Annotated in this window: 18 protein-coding genes; 12 read left to right on the top strand and 6 right to left on the bottom strand. The window is 72.0% G+C overall.

Annotation, left to right across the window (positions count from 1 at the left end; all coding sequences use genetic code 11):
- Positions 1-86: 86 nt before the first annotated feature.
- On the top strand, positions 87-713 hold the full coding sequence (locus AB0L06_RS11520) for a tetratricopeptide repeat protein (RefSeq protein WP_500230882.1): 627 nt from the start codon (positions 87-89) through the stop codon (positions 711-713).
- 83 nt (positions 714-796) lie between these two features.
- Here AB0L06_RS11520 and AB0L06_RS11515 read toward each other — a convergent pair whose 3' ends face one another.
- Positions 797-1,480: a hypothetical protein gene (locus AB0L06_RS11515; RefSeq protein ID WP_500230881.1), complete on the bottom strand. Its 684-nt coding sequence runs from the start codon at positions 1,478-1,480 to the stop codon at positions 797-799.
- Positions 1,481-1,978: 498 nt separating this feature from the next.
- Entirely contained in the window at positions 1,979-3,229 is a 1,251-nt protein-coding gene (locus AB0L06_RS11510; protein ID WP_500230880.1) for an amidohydrolase family protein, read from the bottom strand.
- Positions 3,230-3,351: 122 nt separating this feature from the next.
- On the opposite strand from AB0L06_RS11510, the gene pyrE reads away from it, so the two are divergent.
- Positions 3,352-3,888, top strand: coding sequence for an orotate phosphoribosyltransferase (gene pyrE, locus AB0L06_RS11505; RefSeq protein ID WP_500230879.1), 537 nt, complete (start codon positions 3,352-3,354; stop codon positions 3,886-3,888).
- A gap of 69 nt (positions 3,889-3,957) precedes the next feature.
- On the opposite strand, the gene AB0L06_RS11500 is transcribed toward pyrE, so the two are convergent.
- Both AB0L06_RS11500 and AB0L06_RS11495 read right to left on the bottom strand, forming a co-directional pair.
- Positions 3,958-4,344, bottom strand: coding sequence for a hypothetical protein (locus tag AB0L06_RS11500; RefSeq protein ID WP_500231309.1), 387 nt, complete (start codon positions 4,342-4,344; stop codon positions 3,958-3,960).
- 72 nt (positions 4,345-4,416) lie between these two features.
- Positions 4,417-5,691 (bottom strand): DedA family protein, encoded by a 1,275-nt coding sequence (locus AB0L06_RS11495; protein WP_500230878.1) that lies wholly within the window; start codon positions 5,689-5,691, stop codon positions 4,417-4,419.
- A gap of 217 nt (positions 5,692-5,908) precedes the next feature.
- Between AB0L06_RS11495 and fbaA the strand changes: the two genes are divergently transcribed.
- The 6 genes from fbaA to AB0L06_RS11465 all read left to right on the top strand — a co-directional run bounded on the left by fbaA (position 5,909) and on the right by AB0L06_RS11465 (position 11,486).
- Complete coding sequence (gene fbaA / locus AB0L06_RS11490; RefSeq protein WP_500230877.1) at positions 5,909-6,931, top strand: class II fructose-bisphosphate aldolase; 1,023 nt, start codon at positions 5,909-5,911, stop codon at positions 6,929-6,931.
- Positions 6,932-7,292: 361 nt separating this feature from the next.
- Positions 7,293-7,751, top strand: coding sequence for a winged helix-turn-helix transcriptional regulator (locus AB0L06_RS11485; RefSeq protein WP_500230876.1), 459 nt, complete (start codon positions 7,293-7,295; stop codon positions 7,749-7,751).
- 80 nt (positions 7,752-7,831) lie between these two features.
- Entirely contained in the window at positions 7,832-8,431 is a 600-nt protein-coding gene (locus tag AB0L06_RS11480) for a GNAT family N-acetyltransferase (protein WP_500230875.1), read from the top strand.
- A 35-nt stretch (positions 8,432-8,466) separates the two neighbouring features.
- The gene (locus tag AB0L06_RS11475) at positions 8,467-8,895 is read left to right on the top strand and encodes a DUF3151 domain-containing protein (RefSeq protein WP_500230874.1); all 429 of its coding nucleotides are present in this window, start codon (positions 8,467-8,469) and stop codon (positions 8,893-8,895) included.
- 148 nt (positions 8,896-9,043) lie between these two features.
- Positions 9,044-10,330, top strand: coding sequence for an adenylosuccinate synthase (locus AB0L06_RS11470; protein ID WP_500230873.1), 1,287 nt, complete (start codon positions 9,044-9,046; stop codon positions 10,328-10,330).
- Between the two features lie 256 nt (positions 10,331-10,586).
- Positions 10,587-11,486 (top strand): glycerophosphodiester phosphodiesterase family protein, encoded by a 900-nt coding sequence (locus AB0L06_RS11465; RefSeq protein ID WP_500230872.1) that lies wholly within the window; start codon positions 10,587-10,589, stop codon positions 11,484-11,486.
- Positions 11,487-11,521: 35 nt separating this feature from the next.
- On the opposite strand, the gene corA is transcribed toward AB0L06_RS11465, so the two are convergent.
- On the bottom strand, positions 11,522-12,631 hold the full coding sequence (gene corA, locus AB0L06_RS11460) for a magnesium/cobalt transporter CorA (protein WP_500230871.1): 1,110 nt from the start codon (positions 12,629-12,631) through the stop codon (positions 11,522-11,524).
- A 313-nt stretch (positions 12,632-12,944) separates the two neighbouring features.
- Between corA and purD the strand changes: the two genes are divergently transcribed.
- From purD to purB, 3 genes are all read left to right on the top strand, one after another.
- Positions 12,945-14,192 (top strand): phosphoribosylamine--glycine ligase, encoded by a 1,248-nt coding sequence (gene purD, locus AB0L06_RS11455; protein ID WP_500230870.1) that lies wholly within the window; start codon positions 12,945-12,947, stop codon positions 14,190-14,192.
- Between the two features lie 119 nt (positions 14,193-14,311).
- The gene (locus AB0L06_RS11450) at positions 14,312-15,481 is read left to right on the top strand and encodes a low temperature requirement protein A (RefSeq protein WP_500230869.1); all 1,170 of its coding nucleotides are present in this window, start codon (positions 14,312-14,314) and stop codon (positions 15,479-15,481) included.
- Positions 15,482-15,577: 96 nt separating this feature from the next.
- Positions 15,578-16,888 carry an adenylosuccinate lyase gene (gene purB, locus AB0L06_RS11445; protein WP_500230868.1) on the top strand — a complete coding sequence of 437 codons (1,311 nt, stop codon included), beginning with the start codon at positions 15,578-15,580 and terminating at the stop codon, positions 16,886-16,888.
- A 129-nt stretch (positions 16,889-17,017) separates the two neighbouring features.
- Here purB and AB0L06_RS11440 read toward each other — a convergent pair whose 3' ends face one another.
- A complete protein-coding gene (locus AB0L06_RS11440; protein ID WP_500230867.1) occupies positions 17,018-18,058 on the bottom strand; it encodes a suppressor of fused domain protein in 1,041 nt (346 codons plus the stop codon).
- A 260-nt stretch (positions 18,059-18,318) separates the two neighbouring features.
- Here AB0L06_RS11440 and murA point away from each other — a divergent pair, with 260 nt between their 5' ends.
- Positions 18,319-19,605 carry a UDP-N-acetylglucosamine 1-carboxyvinyltransferase gene (gene murA / locus AB0L06_RS11435; RefSeq protein WP_500231308.1) on the top strand — a complete coding sequence of 429 codons (1,287 nt, stop codon included), beginning with the start codon at positions 18,319-18,321 and terminating at the stop codon, positions 19,603-19,605.
- The last annotated feature ends 171 nt before the right edge of the window (positions 19,606-19,776 follow it).

The raw sequence follows: 19,776 nt of genomic DNA, 5'->3' as shown, positions 1-19,776 counted from the left end.
CCGATGACCTGCGGGAAACGCGAATTCATCAGCGATCATCCGAGATTCGCCCGCTTCGGGTGTGCGGCGCCGGGTAGCGTTGAGGCGTGACGCATGTGACGGAAGACGATCTCGACGATCTGGAGTTCGACACGCTGCGCACGGGCGACCACATCACGGCGGCACGGCGGCTGGCCGAGCTCGCCGACGCCGTTTCGGGCGGGGTGTCGCGCGCCAACGTGCTGCTGCGCGCCGGCGAACAATGGCAGCACGCCGGCGAACCCGACCGCGCCGCCCAGTTCTACCGCCGCGCGGTGGAGGACGGCGGCGAGACCTACGGAGACCCGCGCGCGTATCTGGCCGACGCCCTGTTCGAGCTGGGACACGTCGCCGAGGCGCGTGCCCTGGTGAGCGACATCCGGGCGGACGAGCCACGTGACCCCGAGGTGTACCGGGCGGTCTCCGAGACGCTCTACGCGCACGGCGACGTCCTGGGCGCGCACGAGTGGTCGACGGGCGGTGTGGACGTCGTCCTGGTGCTGCGCGACCGGGCCGCGGGGAGGGTCCCCGCGAAGCCCGGCGCCGAGGCGGTCGATCCCGACGACGTGGCACTCGCCGAGGACAGCCTGGAGGCGCTGCTGCGGCTCCGCTATCGCGCGCGCATGGACCTCGGGCGTCCCGAGGACGACTACGACGCGATGCTCGACGACCTGCTCAAGAACGCCGACTCCTGACCCGCAATCCTCAACTCATATCCCTTCTGACCTGCAAAACAGGGCCGTCCGGCGAAGCCGAGGCGGCCCTGTCCGCTGTTCTGTCAGAGGGTGGCGATAAGTTCACTGAGGGTTTGGGCGACGGCCGCGGGCGGCTCGTGCTGGACGACCGTCCAGCCGCGCAGCGACGCTTCGCGGACGGCCCGGTCGTGCGCGTCCGCGTCGTCCCGGGGTGGGGTGGCGGTGCGGTCAGCGTGGGTGCGCAGGTAGCCGCACGGCGCGTCGGGCCAGTCGGCGGGCACCGGCGCCGGTGGTCCTGCCTTGGCCTGCCCGGACGGCGTGCCGTTCTGGTGGGGAACCCGGCCGTTCACGTGGACGTGCGGGTGCGCGTCGCCGGGTCCGTGCGCGTTGGCGTGCACATGGGCCGGTGCGGGCGACTGGCCGGTCTCCATGGCGTGTGAGTGGTTCTGGAAGGCCCTGGCGGTACGAGGAAGGGAGGCGTCCACGAAGACGTAGCCACCGACTGGACGGTGCGCCGCGCGCTGTGCCGTGGCGATGGCCGGCAGGAGGGGACCCGCCGAGCCGTGGCCGACGAGGACGAGCGGGACGTTCGGGGCGGTCGCGGCGATGATGAGCGAGGCGCGGGCGACGTAGCGCACGCCGTCCAGGTCCGGGATGTCCGGTGCGACGACGTCGAGGCCGTACGAACGCAGCATCTCCGGCAGGTCGCCCCAGGCGTCCGCGCCCGCGTGCGGGGTGTGCAGCAGGACGAGGGTTCCGGGCGTCACGTCTGCCTCATCCTGACTCCGTGTGGACCGTGCCTGACCTGGCGTGGAACGCGCCCGGCCGCGCGCGTGCCGCGCCTGGCTCCGAGTGGATCGTGAACACGGTCGGCCGCGCTCTCGTCCTCGCGTTGGCGGGCGGGGCGCGACGGCCGTCGGCTGCCCACCGTACACGCCCGGGCCATCGACACGCCGCGCGCAACGACGGCCCCCACGTGATCAACCGCACCGCCGACACCGATGCCCCAGCGCGAACATCGGCCTCGCCCCAGATGTCCACCGCACGCGAGGCCCACGGCCACGCCCTCAGCAGTCGCACCGGCCACACTCCAGCGGTCGCCGCGCCCCCACCAGCCCCCCTCAACGGCCGCACCTCTGCCGGTCGCGCCCCCAGCGGTCACGCCCTCGCCGGTCGCGTCCTCAACGGTCGCGTCCTCGGCGGTCGCGTCCTCGGCGGTCGGGTTTGGGCGGGTGTGTTCGTCGGGGTGCGGCAGGTGGAGTTTGTTAGGAGGCGGACGTGACGTGGGGGCGGCCGCGCTTCACGACCAGTTCGGTGCTGGCCAGGTTGCGGATGTCGCGGAGCGGGTCGTCGGCGAGGATGAGCAGGTTGGCGAGCTTTCCTGGCTCGACAGTGCCCATCTCGTGTTCGGCGGCCAGAGCCCGCGCGCCTACGAGGGTCGCAGAGCGGATCGCTTCCAGAGGCGTGAATCCACAACGTTCGACTAGGAACGCGGCCTCGTCCAGGACGGGTGGGTACTCGCGCTCTGGGTCAGGGTCGCTGTCGGTGCCCGTCGACACGTCGACTCCTGCGCGGTGGGCCTGTGCGGTGAGGACGGCGGCGAGCTCGCCCGAGGGAGACTCCGCGTCCCACATGCTGCCGGTCGCGTCCAGGACGGTTCCTCGTGCGCGCATGTCGGCGAACAGCGCAGCCACGGCCGGATGGGAGCCGTCGAGGAAGCGCGCGTGGTCGATCGTGGGCTTGTCGGCGTAGGTCGTGAGCGGCCGGGACGGCTCCTGGAAGGCCATCATCGTGACGTGCGAGACCGAGTCCACGCCCGCGCGGACGACCTCGGCGGGCGTGGCCGGGAAGACGGCCGCGTGCGCCCAGACCCGCAGGCCCTGCCGGTGCGCCTCGGCGGTCAGCGCCGCGACGGTCTCGCCGGGCAGGTCGGCGTAGATCTTGATCGCGGTGGCGTGGGTGCCGCGCGCGAGCGCGACCGCGAGCCGCAGGTCGGTGTCCGGCGTGATCGCCTGCATCCAGGGCACCGCGCCGGGCGTCTCCCCCTGGCTGACCTGCACAGTCCGCGGATCATCGAAGAAGGACGGCCCGGCCGTCAGCGCCGCGTACCGGACGTCCGGCGCGGCGATCTCGCCGACCCGGGCGGCGCGCGCGAGGTCGGCGATCTGGCGCAGATCGTCGGCCATGATCCGGATCGCGGTGACCCCGCCGCGCAGGTCGCGGCGCAGTGTCGCCTCGGCGAGCGGACGGTCCGGCGGCGTCGCGAGGTGCTGGTGGGTGTCGATCAGGCCGGGCAGGACGAAGCGTCCGGCGAGGTCGACGACCCGCGCGCCCGCCACCCCCACGAACGCGTCCGGGGCCACCTCCGTGATCCGTTCGCCGGACACCACCACGCTCGTCCCCGGACGGGCCGGGGCGCCGGTGCCGTCCACGAGCACGCCGCCCCGGTAGACGACGGTCTCGGAAGGGGGCGGCGGGGAGTACGGCGTCGGGGCGCCGGGCAGGGAGGCACTCACGCCACCATCATGGACCGCAGGTCAAGGGCCGTCCTCGCCACCCGGCCGCACACCGCTGTCGCGCACCGCGTCTTGGTGTCCGGTGCGCGGTCCGGTGCGGGCGGGGCAATAAGGTGCTCAGCGTGAGCGATCGTGATGACCTGCTGGAAGAGATCAAGGCCAAGGCCGTCGTGCACGGCGACTTCGTGCTGTCGTCCGGACGGCGCGCGTCCTGGTACGTGGACCTGCGCCGGGTCACCCTGGACGGCGCCGTCGCGCCGCTGGTCGGCCGGGTGATGCTGGACGCCACGTCCGACCTGGACTACGACGCCGTGGGCGGGCTCACGCTGGGCGCCGACCCGGTCGCGACCGCGATGCTGCACGCCGCCGCCGCGCGGGGCCGCAAGCTGGACGCCTTCGTCGTCCGGAAGGCCGACAAGCAGCACGGGCTGCAGCGCCGCATCGAGGGCCCGGACGTCGCCGGACGCCGCGTCCTGGCGGTCGAGGACACCTCCACCACGGGGGGCTCGGTCATGACGGCCGTCGAGGCGCTGCGCGAGGCGGGCGCGGAGGTCGTCGCCGTCGCCACGATCCTGGAGCGCGGCGCGGCCGAGCGGATCGCCGCCGAGGGCCTGGAGTACCGCCACCCCTACGCCGTCGCCGACCTCGGCCTCGACTGAGCGGCACCGGGGCCACCGGCGCCGGAACGACTCCGGCGGGTGATCGGCATGCGACCGGTCACCCGTCCGTCAGCACTTGTCGACGAACCAGGTGCCCCGCTGGCCGCTGGCCTTCCGCGGCTGGACCTTGCCGCAGATGGTGACCTGGACGGCCCCGCCGTCCGCGGCGACCACGTTCAGCGGCGCTTCGTCGATCTTGCGGCCCTCCCCGGGATTGAGCATGCCCTGGGCCAGCACGTGGTTGGATCCCGCGACCGTCACGAGGACGTTGGTCGCCGAGGACCCGACCACCTTGATGACCAGGGGTGTCGAAGCGCTCGCCTTCTCCCCGCCCGACTGCTCCGCGCCGTCCGGGGCCGTGGCCCGGACGGACGGACGAGGCTTCGCGTCGCCCCCGGTGTTCACCGCGTTGAACAGCGCGATGCCGCCGACGACGAGCAGCGCCACGACGGCCACGACGGCCAAGGCCGCGAGGAGAATGCGCGCTAGACCACGAGGGTCCGACCGATGACGTCCCACATGCGGAGGTTAGCGATAACTGTCGCCGCTGAGCGACGGGCGTGACTGTTCAGGGCCATTCTTGTTCGGACCGTTGCCGGGGCCGCCGCGGTGCTTACCCTTCTGAGGGCGGCCCCCGTCCGGCCGTTCTGCGGGCCCGCCACCGCCGTGACCAGCGCCATAGCCGCCCGCGCCGTAACCGGCGTCCGCGCCGCCGCCGTAACCGGCTCCCTGGCCGCCGCCGTAGCCGCCGCCCTGATTTCCATAGCCGCCTTGGCCGGGCGCCTGGTTTCCGTACCCGCCGCCCTGCGGACCGCCCTGACCACCCTGCGGACCGCCCTGACCACCCTGCGGACCGCCCTGACCACCCTGGCCGCCATAGCCACCCTGCTGGCCGCCGTAACCGCCGCCGCCCTGACCACCCTGGTAGCCACCGCCCTGGCCGCCCTGGTAGCCGCCGTAGCCGCCCGGCTGGCCCGCGCCCTGGCCATAGCCACCGCCGCCCTGGGGAGCGCCGTAGCCGCCGCCCTGACCGCCACCGCCGCCGTAGCCGCCGCCCTGGCCACCGCCGCCGTAGCCGCCGTGACCTCCGCCATAGCCGCCGCCGTCATAGCCGAAGCCGCCGTTGCCGCCGTCCTGGTCGCCGCCACCGCTGTTGCCGCTCTCGGCCTTGGGCTTGCCCCGGCCCTTGATGACCTCGCGGGCGACCGGGATCATGGACGCGACGACGGCCAGCAGCACCACCGGCAGGACGTACTTGTCGATGCCCTTGACGCGCGAGCCCAGGTAGTGACCCGCGACGACGATCGACTCGGTCCACAGCACCGCGCCGACGACGTTCCAGATGAAGAACGTGCGGGCGGGCATCTCCAGCGTCCCGGCGAGCGGGTTCAGGAACGTCCGGACGACCGGGATGAAGCGGGCCAGGACGACCGCCTTGGCCGGGCCGAACTTGTTGAAGTAGTACTCGGCCTTCTGGACGTGCTCGGGCCGGATGATCCTGGAGTTCGGCCGGTCGAACAGCTTGCGGCCGTACCTCGCGCCGAGCCAGTGCCCGACCTGCGCGCCGGCGATGGCGCACACCGGTGCGCCGATCATGAGCATCGGCAGAGACATCTGGGGGATGCCCGCGCCGTGCGCGGCGGTGGCCGTGCTGAAGAGCCCCGCCGCGAACAGCAGCGTGTCGCCGGGCAGGAAGAATCCCACCAGCAGGCCCGTCTCGGCGAAGATGACGGCGAAGATCCCGAACACCCCGAAGGCGGAGATCAGGGAGTGGGGATCGAGAGGATTCAGGGCGAGGTCCACGCGGCGAGCCTACCCGGACAGCCTTGTACGGCCGGTGTAAAGCGGAAGCCGATCTTGACCGATTTGTCCATTGACACCCCGGCCCAGCCCCCGGAGTGGCCCGATCCATGGAATTCGAGATACTGGCCAGGTGGCGCCACCCCCGCGGGTCGGGCCAGGACCGAACACACGACAGCACGCTGTGCCGCCGGGATCCGGCCGGAAAGGACGCTGAACCATGCCCATCGCCAGCCCTGAGGTCTACGCGGAGATGCTCGACCGCGCCAAGCGCGACGGCTTCGCCTATCCCGCGATCAACGTGACGTCCAGCCAGACGCTGAACGCCGCGCTGCGCGGTTTCGCGGAGGCCGAGAGCGACGGGATCGTCCAGGTCTCGACCGGTGGCGCGGAGTACCTGTCCGGTTCGACCGTGAAGGACATGGTCGTCGGCGCGACCGCCCTCGCCGAGTACGCCCGCGTGGTGGCCGACAAGTACCCGGTCAACATCGCGCTGCACACCGACCACTGCCCGAAGGACAAGCTGGACGGCTACATGCGTCCGCTGATCAAGATCTCCCAGGAGCGGGTGGCGCGCGGCCAGGAGCCGCTGTTCCAGTCGCACATGTGGGACGGCTCGGCCGTGCCGCTGCCCGAGAACCTCGAGATCGCGCAGGACCTCCTCGAGCAGTGCCGCCGGGCCAACATCATCATGGAGATGGAGATCGGCGTGGTCGGCGGCGAGGAGGACGGCGTCGCCAACGAGATCAACGAGAAGCTGTACACGACGACCGACGACGCCATCGCGACCGCCGAGGCCGTCGGCCTGGGCGAGCAGGGCCGCTACATCCTCGCCGCGACCTTCGGCAACGTGCACGGCGTGTACAAGCCGGGCTCGGTGAAGCTGCGTCCCGAGGTCCTCAAGGAGATCCAGGACGCGGTCGGCGCCAAGTACGGCAAGCCGAGCCCGTTCGACCTGGTCTTCCACGGCGGCTCGGGCTCGTCGCTGGAGGAGATCCGCGAGGCGGTGTCCTACGGCGTGGTGAAGATGAACATCGACACCGACACCCAGTACGCGTTCACCCGCCCGGTGGCCGCGCACATGTTCAACCACTACGACGGCGTCCTGAAGGTCGACGGCGAGGTCGGCAACAAGAAGCAGTACGACCCGCGCTCCTGGGGGAAGGCCGCCGAGACGAACATGGCCGCCCGCATCGTCACCGCCTGCGAGGACCTGCTCTCCGCCGGCAAGAAGATCAAGTAACACCGCACGCGTCCCGCCGACGGGGCCCGGCCGCCTCCACGCGCCGGGCCCCGTCCGCGTTCCCCTCCGCGCTCTCCCCTTCCGCGGTTCTCTCTCTCCCCCCCCGCGGTTCCACCGTCGCGGGTCCGCCGTCGGGGGTCCGCCGTCGGGGGTCCGCCGTCGGGGGTCCGCCGCCGAGGCGTTCTTCGCGCGGCCGGGCCGTGCGCGAGTTCCCGTCCGCGTTTCCCCGTTGGGGTTCGGACGATCCGTTCGGCGGGCGGGAGGGGCCGCTCGACTTTTCGGACGGTCCGCCCGGCGCATCCGTGCGGATCCGCCGGTTCGAGGCCGTTCGGGTGAGGGCGTGCCCGGATAGGCTCGGTGCGTGGCTCTCCCCCGCACGTACGAGGACCAGAACTGCTCGATCGCCCGCGCTCTGGAGATCGTCGGCGACCGGTGGACGCTGCTGGTGATCCGCAGCGCGTTCGAAGGCGTGCGCCGGTTCGACGACTTCCAGGAGGCCCTGGGAGTGGCGCGGAACGTCCTCACCGACCGGCTGTCCCGGTTGTGCGAGGAGGGGCTGCTGCGGCGCGTCCGGTACCAGGAGCGGCCTGAGCGGTACGAGTACCGGCTGACCCGGAAGGGCGTCGAGCTCTGGCCCGCGATGATGACGCTGCTGCTGTGGGGTGACCGGCACTACGCCCCGGACGGCCCGCCGGCGCTGATCCTGCACAAGGGCTGCGGCGGTGCGCTGACCTCGCGGATGACCTGCGGCTCCTGTGGCGAGGCCCTCGGCCCGACCGACGTGGAGATGCACTCCGGCCCCGGCACGCCAGCGGCCTGACCCGACCGGCCGACGATCCGACGCAGGCCGACTCCCTGAAAGGGTTGTCTGACGCAACTCATTGCTGTGCAATGGGTTTTGTGAAGCAACTTACAGTGCCGCATCTCGCGGACCTCCGGATCCGCCCGTTCGGGGCCGGCGACGAGGCCCGGCTGCGCCGCATGTCCGGCGCGCTTTCCCGGGGCAGCCTCTACACGCGCTTCTTCTCCGGCACGCCCCGCGTCCCCGAGACGTACGTGGCGACGCTCGGACGGCTCGACCACTGGAACCGGGACGCCCTGGTCGCGCTCCGCGACGACACGATGGTCGGGATCGCCGAGTACGCGCGCGTGGCGTCCCGTCCGGACGAGGCGGAGGTGGCCGTCCTCGTCGCGGACGAATGGCAGCGGCACGGCCTCGGCGGCCTGCTCACACGCCTGCTGCTGCCGCTGGCCGTCCGGCGCGGAGTGACCGCGTTCCGGGCGGACGTCGTGAGCGCCAACACCGGCGCGGTGGCGCTGATCCGGCACACCTGGCCGTCGGCCCGGTCCGTCCGGAGCGGCGAGACCTCGACCTTCCACCTGCCCGCCGCGACGCCCGCCCCCGCACCGGCCCCGTCCGCACCGGCCCCGTTTGCACTGGCCTCGTCCGCACCGGGGCTCCCGGTTCCGGTCCCGACCGGAACCTCGACGGGAGGGTGACCCGGGTTGTTGGCGGCCGGGCCCTCCCACCTACGATGACCGGCATGACCCAGAACCTGCTCGGCGGGCCGCCACCGACCGAACTCCCGGACCACCCCGAGGCCCGTGAGGCCCTGGAGAACGGCGTCGATCCGTTCGAGGTGGCCGCGCGCCATCCCGAGTTCCCCGGCGCGTGGGCCGAGCTGGCCGACCGCGCGTTCGCGCGGGGCGGGGTGATCGACTCGTACGCGTTCGCGCGCACCGGTTACCACCGCGGCCTCGACCAGCTGCGCCGGGCGGGCTGGAAGGGCCAGGGGCCGGTTCCCTGGGAGCACGAGCCGAACCGCGGCTTCCTGCGCTGCCTGCACGCGCTGGGCCGCGCCGCCGCCGCCATCGGCGAGGACGCCGAGGCCGAGCGCTGCCGGACCTTCCTCCGGGACAGCAGTGAGACGGCCGCCAAGGTGCTGGCGGAGAACGCAAAGTAAAACCCGGTTGAGCCCGTCCCAGCGGGCTTTCGGCCCCCTGCGCCACGACGTGCGGTTTCTTCGGCTCCCCGCTGCGGGTACGATTTGATCGCAAGAGGCCCCTTCGCACTTGCGATCAGGGGCCTTCGTCGTGGGAAGGATAAGTGGCATGCCGGCCATCGTTCTTGTCGGAGCCCAATGGGGAGATGAGGGCAAGGGCAAGGCCACCGACCTGCTGGGTGGCGACGTCGACTACGTCGTCCGCTACCAGGGTGGCAACAACGCCGGCCACACCGTGGTCATCGGCGACAAGAGCTACGCCCTGCACCTGCTCCCGTCCGGAATCCTGTCGGACGACGTGGTGCCCGTCATCGGCAACGGCGTCGTGATCGACCCGGCCGTGCTGCTCCAGGAGATCGACGGGCTGGCCGAGCGCGGAGTCTCCGCCGACCGCCTGCTGATCTCGGCGAACGCGCACCTGATCATGCCCCACCACCGGGCCCTCGACAAGGTCACCGAGCGGTACCTCGGCAAGGCCCGGATCGGCACCACGGGCCGCGGCATCGGCCCGGCGTACGCCGACAAGATCAACCGGATGGGCATCCGGGTGCAGGACCTGTTCGACCCGAACATCCTCACCCAGAAGCTCGACCTGTCGCTGCGCGAGAAGAACCAGGTCCTGACCAAGGTCTACAACCGGCGGCGGATCGAGACCGGCCCGATCGTCCAGGAGTACCTGGCCTACGGCGAGCGGCTGCGGCCGTACGTCTCCGACACCACGCTGGTGCTGAACAAGGCGCTGGACGACGGCAAGGTCGTGCTGCTCGAGGGCGCGCAGGGCACGCTGCTCGACATCGACCACGGCACCTACCCGTTCGTCACCTCGTCCAGCCCGACGGCGGGCGGCGCGTGCGCGGGCTCCGGGATCGGCCCCACGAAGATCACCAAGGTGATCGGCATCCTCAAGGCCTACACGACGCGCGTCGGCTCGGGCCCGTTCCCGACCGAGCTGCTGGACGAGTGGGGCGAGTTCCTCCGCACGACCGGCGGCGAGTACGGCGTGACCACCGGCCGCGACCGCCGCTGCGGCTGGTTCGACGCGGTGATCGCCCGCTACGCGACCCGGGTGAACGGCATCACCGACTACTTCCTCACCAAGCTGGACGTGCTGTCCGGCCTGGAGCGGATCCCGGTCTGCGTCGCCTACGAGATCGACGGCGAGCGGGTGGAAGAGCTGCCCGCGAACCAGACCGACTTCCACCACGCCAAGCCCGTCCTGGAGTACTTCGACGGCTGGCAGGAGGACATCACCGGCGCCACGACCTTCGAGGACCTGCCGAAGAACGCCCAGGCGTACGTCCGGAAGCTGGAGGAGCTGTCCGGCGCGCCGATCTCCGCGATCGGCGTCGGCCCGGGCCGCGAGCAGACCCTCCAGCTCCGCTCCCTGGTCTCCTGAGGCCGCGGTAGCCGGGTCGGGGCCGTCCTGAGGCGGTCCCGGTGTCCCAAACCCTTTTCCGGGCGTCTCCGCGGAAGCGGGGGCGCCCGGATCTGTTCCAGGCCGCCGGGCCCGCTTCCAGACGGGCCGGGCCAACTCCAGACGGGCCGGAACCGTTCCAGGCGGGGCGGGTTTCGTTCCTGACGGTCCCAAACCGTTCAACGGCATCTCACCGATCGTCCATCGCGGGATAGGGGCCGCCCGGTAGGTTTCGGCCGTGACGTATTTCGGGGGGACTGTGGAGATCCACGGTCATCGGGGCGCGCGCGGGCTGCGCCCGGAGAACACACTGCCCGGGTTCGCGCACGCGCTGGAGCTCGGCGTCCACGCGATCGAGTTCGACGTCGGCCTGACCTCCGACGGCGTGGTCGTCTGCAACCACGACCAGATGCTGTCGCCCGGCAACCTCTCCGACACCGCCCCGGCCACGGCGGGCGACCCGCTGTTCCCGTATGTCGGCCGCAGGCTGCGCGAGCTGACGTTCGAGCAGGTCAGGACGGTGGACGCGGGGGTCCGCACGCCGCTGGCGTTCACCGCGACGCAGCGCTCCGTGCCGGGCACGCCGCTGCCGACGCTGGACGAGGTGTGCACGCTGCTCGGGGCCGTCCCGGACGTCGGGCTCGCGGTCGAGCTGAAGACCGACCCCGGCTGGAGGCCCCGCGCGATCGACCGCCTCACGGCCGGTGTCGCCGAGGTCCTGGACGCGCACGGCCTGACCTCCCGGTCACGGCTGCTGGGGTTCGACTGGCGGGTGCTCGCCTCGGCCGCCCGGTTCGCCCCGGGCGCCGGACGGGTGGCGCTGGTCGAGCGGAAGACGCTGCTCCCCGGGACGGACTGGCTGGCGGGCATGCCGCCGGAGGACCCGGTCGGCGTCGCCCTCGCCGCGGGCGCGACCGTGCTGTCGCCCGAACACGACCTCGTCACGTCCGCGCTGGTCGAGGACGCCCAGGCGCTCGGCCTGCCGGTCACGACGTGGACCGTGAACGACCCGATCGACATGGGCCGCCTCACCGATCTCGGCGTGGACGCGATCGTCACCGACCACCCGGACCGGCTCCGCGCCGTCCTGCGCGCGCGAGGGCTGCCCGTCCCCGCGCCCGCGCTCCTCCCGGCCTGACCCGAAAGGCCCTACCGGGAGGCCCTGCCGGAAGGTCAAAGCCAGCCGTTGCGGCGGAAGCCGACGTAGAGGCTGAGGCAGATCGAGGCGATCAGGCCGATGATCATGAAGTAGCCGTACCGCCATGCGAGCTCCGGCATGAACTTGAAGTTCATGCCGTAGATCCCGGCGATCGCGGTCGGCACCATGAAGATCGCACCCCAGGCGGAGATCTTCCGCATGTCCTGGTTGTCGGCGACGGTGACCTGGGTCATGTGCGCCTGCAGGATCGGGTTCAGCAGCTCGTCGAAGGACTCCACCTGCTCGCGGACGCGGGTGAGGTGGTCCTCCACGTCGCGCAGGTACTCCTTGATCTCGGTCGGCACGAACCGCCGTCCGGACAGGCTGCGCACCGGGCCCGCGAGCGGCCCGACGGCGCGCTTGAGCTGGATGACCTCGCGCTTGAGCCGGTAGATGCGGCGCGACTCGTCGGTGCGCTCGGGGGAGAACACCGCCTCCTCGACCTCGTCCACGTCCTCCTGGATGGCGTCGGCGACGGCGGTGTAGCCGTCCACGACGTGGTCGGTGACGGCGTGCACGACGGCCGCCGGGCCCTGCGCGAGCCGCTCGGCGTTGGATTCGAGGCGGCGCCGCACCGGGCTGAGCCCGCCGTGCTCCCCGTGCCGGACGGTCACCACGAAGTCGGCGCCGACGAAGACCATGATCTCGCCGGTCTCGACGACCTCGCCGTCCTCGGGGTCGCGCTCGACGTACCCGACGGTCTTCATCACCAGGAAGTGGACGTCGTCGTACCGCTCCAGCTTGGGCCGCTGGTGGGCGTGGATCGCGTCCTCGACGGCGAGCGGGTGCAGCCCGAAGACCTCGGCGATCTCCTGGAGTTCGGCGGCCGACGGCTCGTGCAGCCCGACCCAGACGAACCCGGCGCTGTCCTCGCCGGACCCGGCGGGCTCGAGCCGTCCGTCCCGGACGAGGCGGACGGCGTCGTCCACCGAGTCGGTGCACACGCGGTGCCCGTCGATGTAGGCGGCCCAGTCGATCACCGCGCTGTCGCGGACACAGGACGGCCCGGTGGACGACTGAACGCGCCCACGGGGCTTGAAGAGGGACATCGTCGCCCGCGTGGGGCGGACCCGGGTCATGGCCATGAGGTGCTCCTAACCCCCGGCCACAACACGCGAGCGCGCTCTACCCGCCGATCAGGGCGAGGAGCGCGAGGGCGTGGCCGGACGCCTTGAAGAGGCGGTCGGACGGTCAGTCCGGCTCGGACTGTGAGGGTTCTCCGACGTACTGCACGTATCGCCAGGAATCATCCCGACCACCTCCTTTCGCGGACACGAGGCCACAACCCCTGCAGGCTACCAGCGACATTTAAGACGCGTCAGACAACCGAGAGGTTGACGTGACCGTATGTCACCCTCGTCACAGCGGGCGCCGAGGGGGACCGTTAAGCTCCCCGACGTGCGAGTACTCGTCCTTGGATCGGGGGGCCGCGAGCACGCGCTCGCCCGCGCCCTGCATCGCGACCCGTCCGTGACCGCCCTGCACTGCGCCCCCGGCAACCCCGGGACGGCGGAGATCGCGGCGAACCACGCGATCGACATGCTGAACCCGACCGCCGTGGTCGAGCTGGCCCGGCGGCTGGCCGCCGACCTGGTGGTCGTCGGCCCGGAGGCCCCGCTCGTCGCGGGCGTCGCCGACGCGCTACGCGAAGCCGGCCTGGCCTGCTTCGGGCCCGACAAGGCCGCCGCCCGGATCGAGGGCTCCAAGGCGTTCGCCAAGGAGATCATGGAGGCCGCCGGGGTGCCGACCGCGCGCGCCCGCGTGTGCGAGACCCTCAGCCAGGCCGAGGCCGCGCTCGCCGAGTTCAACGCGCCCTACGTGGTCAAGGACGACGGGCTCGCCGCGGGCAAGGGCGTCGTGGTGACCAACGAGCTCGCCGAGGCGCTGAAGCACGCCGAGGCCTGCGACCGCGTGGTCATCGAGGAGTACCTGGACGGCCCGGAGGTCTCGCTCTTCGCGCTCTGCGACGGGCAGGACGCCGTCCCGCTCGTCCCGGCGCAGGACTTCAAGCGCGCCTACGACGGCGACGCCGGACCCAACACCGGCGGCATGGGCGCCTACACCCCGCTCCCCTGGGCCCCGCCCGGCCTGGTGGAGGAGGTCATGGAGACCGTCATCCGGCCCACCGTGAACGAGCTGCGCCGCCGCGAGACGCCGTACGTCGGCGTCCTGTACGCGGGCCTGGCGCTGACCTCGCGCGGCGTCCGGGTGATCGAGTTCAACGCGCGGTTCGGCGACCCGGAGACCCAGGTCGTCCTGGACCGGCTGGCCACCCCGCTCGGCGGGCTGCTGCAGGCGTGCGCGCTCGGCGGGCTGCCCGCGGACCAGGAGCTCTCCTGGCACACGGGGTCGGCCGTCACGGTCGTCATCGCGGCCGAGGACTACCCGGCGGCCCCGGCGAAGGGCGACGTGATCACCGGCCTGGACGCGGCGAACGCCGTCCCGGACGCCTACGTCCTCCACGCGGGCACCGCCCTGGACGCCGACGGGAACCTCGTCTCGGCGGGCGGGCGCGTCCTCAGCGTCGTCGGCGGGGGGACGGACCTGGCGGCCGCGCGCACCGCCGCGTACGAGGCCGCGAGCAAGATCGACCTCCGCGGCTCGCACCACCGCACCGACATCGCGCTCAAGGCCATCGAAGGCTGATCCTCCGGGAACGCGAGCGAAAAGCCCGGCACGGAACCCTCCGCGCCGGGCTTTTCGCCGTCCGGCGGACACGGCACAATGCATGCTTACTTCATTACACCCTTGAAGAGAGGCCGCCCATGGCGGTGGTGGAGCCGGACGGGCCGTCCGGGCCGGGAGACGTGGCCGGGCCGGGGGACGCGTCCGAGCCCGGGGAGTACCGGGTCACGACGCTGGAGCTGTTCTTCGACCTGGTGTTCGTGTTCGCGATCACCCAGCTGACCGGCGTGCTCGCGCACGACATGACCCTGCGCGGGCTGGCCGAGGTCGTGCTCATGTTCGGCGTGCTGTGGTGGATGTACGCGGGGTACGCCTGGCTGACCAACATGACCCCGCCGACCACGGTCGGGCGGCGGATGCTCGTCCTCACCGGGATGGGCGGGTTCTTCATGATCGCGCTCGCCACGCCCGGCGGGTTCGGCACCGGCGGCGTCGTGTGGGGGCTCGGGTACCTCATCCTCGTGCTCGCGCACGTCGTGCTGTTCGCGCAGGCCAACACGCACATCTTCCGGGTGCTCCCGGCGAACCTGCTCGCCGCCGTGCTGATCATCGCGGCCGGGGCGCTCGGGCACGGCACGCCCGTCTACGTGCTGTGGACGCTGGCCCTGGTCGTCCCGATCGTGCAGCCCCACATCGTGTCGCCGGGCGGACGGTTCGACATCCGCCCCGGGCACATCGTGGAGCGGCACGGCCTGCTCGTCATGATCACCATCGGCGAGTCGGTGGTCGCGGTCGGCGTCGGCGCCGAGCACCAGAAGCTGACCGCGGGGCTGATCGCGACCGTCCTGCTCGGCCTCGCCCTCGCCGCCGCCGTCTGGTGGACCTACTTCTCCCGGGACGACGCGCACGCCGAGCACGCGCTGACCGAGGCCGACCCGGCGGAACGGGCGAACATGACGATGTCCGGATACTTCTATGCGCACATCCCGCTGATCGTCGGGATCATCGTCCTGGCGGCGGGCGTGAAGAGCACCGTCGCGGACTCGTGGAACTCACTGCCGTACGCGCCGTCGTTCGCGCTGGCCGGGGGCACGGCGCTGTTCCTGCTCGGCGACGCCTGGTTCCGGCGGATCCTCGGGATCGGACCGTCCCGGATCCGGATCGCGGCGGCGTTCGCCTGCGTGATCGGCGTGCCGCTGGCGCACTGGTCGGCGGCGGTCGGGCTGGCCGCGCTCACCGGCGTCCTCGCGGCGGCCCAGCTCGCCGAGCACACCGTCCGCGCCCGCCGGACGGAACCCGCCTCGGCCTGACGAAGGACCCGCCTCAGCCCGAACGGCCTCCGCCAAAGCGGCCGGACGGGAGGGTCCGGGCCCGGGGCATGGGCGGCGAGCTGCCAGAATGGCAGGGTGATCGAACGCTACACCCTCCCCGAGATGGGGCGCGTCTGGAGCGACGCGCACAAGTACGAGCTCTGGTGCAAGGTCGAGACCCTCGTGGTCGAGGCGCACGCCGAGGCCGGGACGATCCCGGCGGAGGTGGTGGAGCCGATCCGCAAGGCCGCGCCGCCGACGCCCGACGCCGTGCACGCGATCGAGGCCGTCACGCAGCACGACGTGATCGCCTTCCTGTCCGCGTGGGCCGACAACACCGAGCCCCGCGAGGCCGCCCGGTACGTCCACTTCGGCATGACCTCGTCCGACCTGCTGGACACCGCGCTCGCGCTCCAGCTCGTCGAGGCCACCGACATCCTGCTCGCCAAGGCCGACACGCTCGTCGCGACCCTGCGCGACCACGCCCTCGCGCACCGGGACACCCTGCGCGTCGGCCGGACGCACGGCATCCACGGCGAGCCGGACGTGTGGGGCCACCGCGTCGCCGACTTCGCGTTCGCCGCGGCCCGGTCCCGCGACCGGCTGCGCCGCGCCCGCGAGGCGGTCGGCGTGATGGCGATCTCCGGCGCCGTCGGCACCTACTCCAACATCGACCCGGCCATCGAGCGGTCGGTCGCGGAGAAGCTGGGTCTCCAGCCCGCCGACGTGTCGACGCAGGTCGTGATCCGGGACGGCATCTCCGAGTGGACGTCCGCCCTGGCGATCATGGCGACGGTGCTCGAGGCCGTCGCGCTGGAGGTCCGGCACGGGCAGCGGACCGAGGTCCGCGAGCTGTGGGAGCCGTTCGGCAAGGGCCAGAAGGGCTCCTCGGCCATGCCGCACAAGAAGAACCCGATCATGTCGGAGCGGCTGGCGGGCATGGCGCGGATCGTCCGGGCCCAGGTCGTCCCGGTGATGGAGGGCATCCCGCTCTGGCACGAGCGCGACATCTCCCACTCGTCCACCGAGCGGATCGCGCTCCCGGACGCGGCGAGCGCGCTCGACTACATGCTGAACCTGACCAACCGGCTGATGTCCGGCCTGGTCGTGGACGCCGACCGGATGCGCGTCAACCTCGACTCGACCGGCGGCCTCATCTACACCTCGACCGTCCTGCTGGAGCTGGTCGAGGCGGGCATGTCGCGCGACGACGAGGCGTACCCGCTCGTCCAGAAGGCCGCGATGGAGACCTGGCAGACGGGCGTCCCGTTCCGGGAGACGCTGCGCGTGCACGCCGCCGAGGCCGGGCTCGCGCTGGACGAGGCGCGCCTGGACGAGGTGTGCCGTCCCGAGCGGTTCGTGGCGCGGCTGGCGCCGATGTTCGAGCGCCTCGAAGCTCTGAGCTAGCGGGTTCGACGCCCTGGGCGTCGTGGAGGAGTCGCGGGTGGACGTGTCGAGCGGACTGAACGTCCACCCGCTGTAGAGCGCGAGCGGAACGGCCCTTGAGGCCGGGGAGCCGCGCCCGGCCTCAGCGCGTCAGCCGACGGTCTTGTCGGTGGGGTTGCCGTACTGGTCGCGGATCACGGTCTGGACGACCTCGACGACCAAGCCGTCCAGGCCGGGGACGGCGCGGACGCCCGCCTCCGGGCGGAGCGTCTCGATCAGGGCGGGAAGCGCGGTGGCGGGGATGCCGAGGGCGAGGTTCCCCTTGTCGAGTTCCTCCACCAGGAGGGCTTCGCCGTCCGCCGGGACGAGGACGACCATCGTGTGGTCCCCCTGAAGCAGCAGGTCACGGCCGTGGGGAAGGCGTCCGGGCAGGGTCTCGGCGACGCCTTCGGACTGGAGCGCGCCGATCCGCAGCCGGATCCCGCCGCCGTCGCGGGACCAGCCGATCCCGGGCACGAACAGGGCTCCGCTGGTCGATCCGTCCGCCTCGATCCCGGCGCGGACGGCCTCGGCGACCTCCGGGTCGTCGAGCAGCGAGGGCCGGGTGATGTCGGACACCAGCAGCGGCATCCGGGCCGCCAGCAGCTCGGTGAGGGCCTCGGAGTTCCACTTTCGCGAGACCTCGTACTCGTCCTCCGTCAGGCCCACGAGCTGCAGGAACTGGACACGCCCGTTGGGGGTGTCGATCGTTCCGAGTTCCGGGTCCTCGGCGAAGATCAGCGCGCTGAGCGTGCAGTCGTCGCGGTCGGCGGCGATCGGGCCGTTCGCGTCCATGTGGTGTCCGGGCGCGAACCAGTTGCCGGACGAGTAGACGTACCGGGCGAGGTTCTGCAGCAGGTTGACCGGCCAGACGGGCGGCTCGTCCTCGCCGTCCGGGCGGGCCAGCCGGAACGTGAACTCGAAGCCCCAGCCCGATTCGTCGAGGTTCACGGCCTCCTTCTCGTACAGCTCGGACATGCCGTACGAGACGTAGTGCCAGTGGCCGTCGCGGGGGTAGGCGCTCACGCCGTCCAGCGGATCCGGGCCGCCCAGCCGGTAGGAGATGACCGTGCCCCAGTGCCGCGGTTCGACGCCCTCGTAACGCGTTCGCAGGGCTTCGTCGATGGCGGTCCAGCCAGGGCTCTCGTCCATGAATGATCACTTTACGCAGATCCGCGCGAACCTTGGCGGAAGATCCGGGGTCTCAACGATCAAGGGAACGCGACGGGCGGCGAGGCGGACACGACACACCCGCCTCGGTGGTTTACTGGGGCTGCGTCCACGAGGGGGCACGACCTCCCCCAGACCTCGTGTCCCGCTCGCCCGGAACGGCGACCGGACGGGACGGGCCGACCCGCTCCCGCGTCCGACAGGCACCGAAACCCGCAGTTAAGGAGTCAGACGGCATGAGCATGGGCCACGAGGTCCGCTACCGCGTGCGCGGCGGTCGGCGGTTGCAGGGCACCGTCTTCGTCCAGGGCGCGAAGAACGCCGTCCTGCCGATGATCGGCGCCTCACTGATGGCCGGCGAGGGCCGCACGGTGCTGCGCAACGTCCCGATCATCGAGGACGTGCGCCGCGCCGTGGAACTGGCCCGCGCCATCGGCGCCAAGGCCGAACTGCACGAGGCCGAGCGGACGCTGGTTATCGACGCGTCCTCGCTGGACAACCCCGTCCTTCCGGCCGAGATCGCGTCCCGGTTCCGCGGCTCGTTCCTGTTCGTCCCGGCACTGCTCCACCGGCTCGGCGAGGCCGTGATCGAGGGCGTCGGCGGATGCAACCTGGGCAGCCGCAACCTCGACTTCCACTACAACGGCTTCAAGCGGATGGGCGCCACCGTCACCGAGCAGGTCGACGACAACGGCGACGGCGCCATCCACATCAAGGCCGGCGACATGCGCGGCGCCACGCTGTACTGCGACACCCCGTCGCACACCGGCACCGAGAACCTGATCATGGCCGCGGCGCTCGCCCGGGGCACCACGCTGATCAAGAACGCCGCGCTGGAGCCCGAGGTCCTCGACAACATCGAGTTCCTGCGCGCGATGGGCGCCAAGATCACCGGTGACGGCACCGGCTTCATCACCGTCGAGGGCGTCGAGAGCCTGACCGCGGTCGAGCACACCGTCATGCCGGACCGCATCGACGCCGGCGTCTTCGTGATGGCCGCCGCGATCACCGGCGGCGAGCTGTCGCTGGTCGGCGCCAACCTCGAGCACCTCGGCGTCGCCGCCGACAAGCTGGAGCAGATGGGCGTCGAGTTCCACCAGGAGGGCGCGGTCCTCCAGGTGCGGCGTGACCGGACGCTGCGTCCGATCAACGTGATCACCGACGAGTACCCCGGCTTCGCCACCGACCTGCAGTCGCCGATCATGGCGCTGTCCTGCCTGGCGGACGGCCCGTCCTACATCTACGAGCGCATCTTCGACGGCCGCTTCAAGCTGGCCGGCGAGCTCGCCCGGATGGGCGCGAACATCGAGGTCGACGGCAACCGCGCCAAGGTGAACGGCGTGACCCCGCTGCGCGGCGCCGAGGTCGAGGCGCACGACCTGCGCTGCGGCTCCGCGCTCGTCCTCGCCGGGCTCGCCGCCGAGGGCGAGACGAGCATCACCTCCGCCTACTACCTCGACCGGGGCCACGCGCACACCGCCGAGCGCCTCTCGCAGCTGGGCGCCGACATCGTCCGCGAGACCGTCTGACCCCTCCCCTCCGTTCGCCGGGCCCACACGGGGCCCCAGGTCCGGTTCACCGGACCCTCAGGCCGCGTCGCACTGTCCGCGACGCGGCCTTCGTGTTCCCCGGGCGCCGTCGGGGGGGGGGGTTGGGGGGGGGGGGGGGGCGGCGGGGGAGAGGAGAGGGACACACCCCCC

Origin of the sequence: Spirillospora sp. NPDC052269 (assembly GCF_040679435.1) — a bacterium.
GTDB lineage: Bacteria > Actinomycetota > Actinomycetes > Streptosporangiales > Streptosporangiaceae > Spirillospora.
Note: the sequence above shows the minus strand (reverse complement) of the source record. Positions and strands in the feature narration are given on the sequence as shown.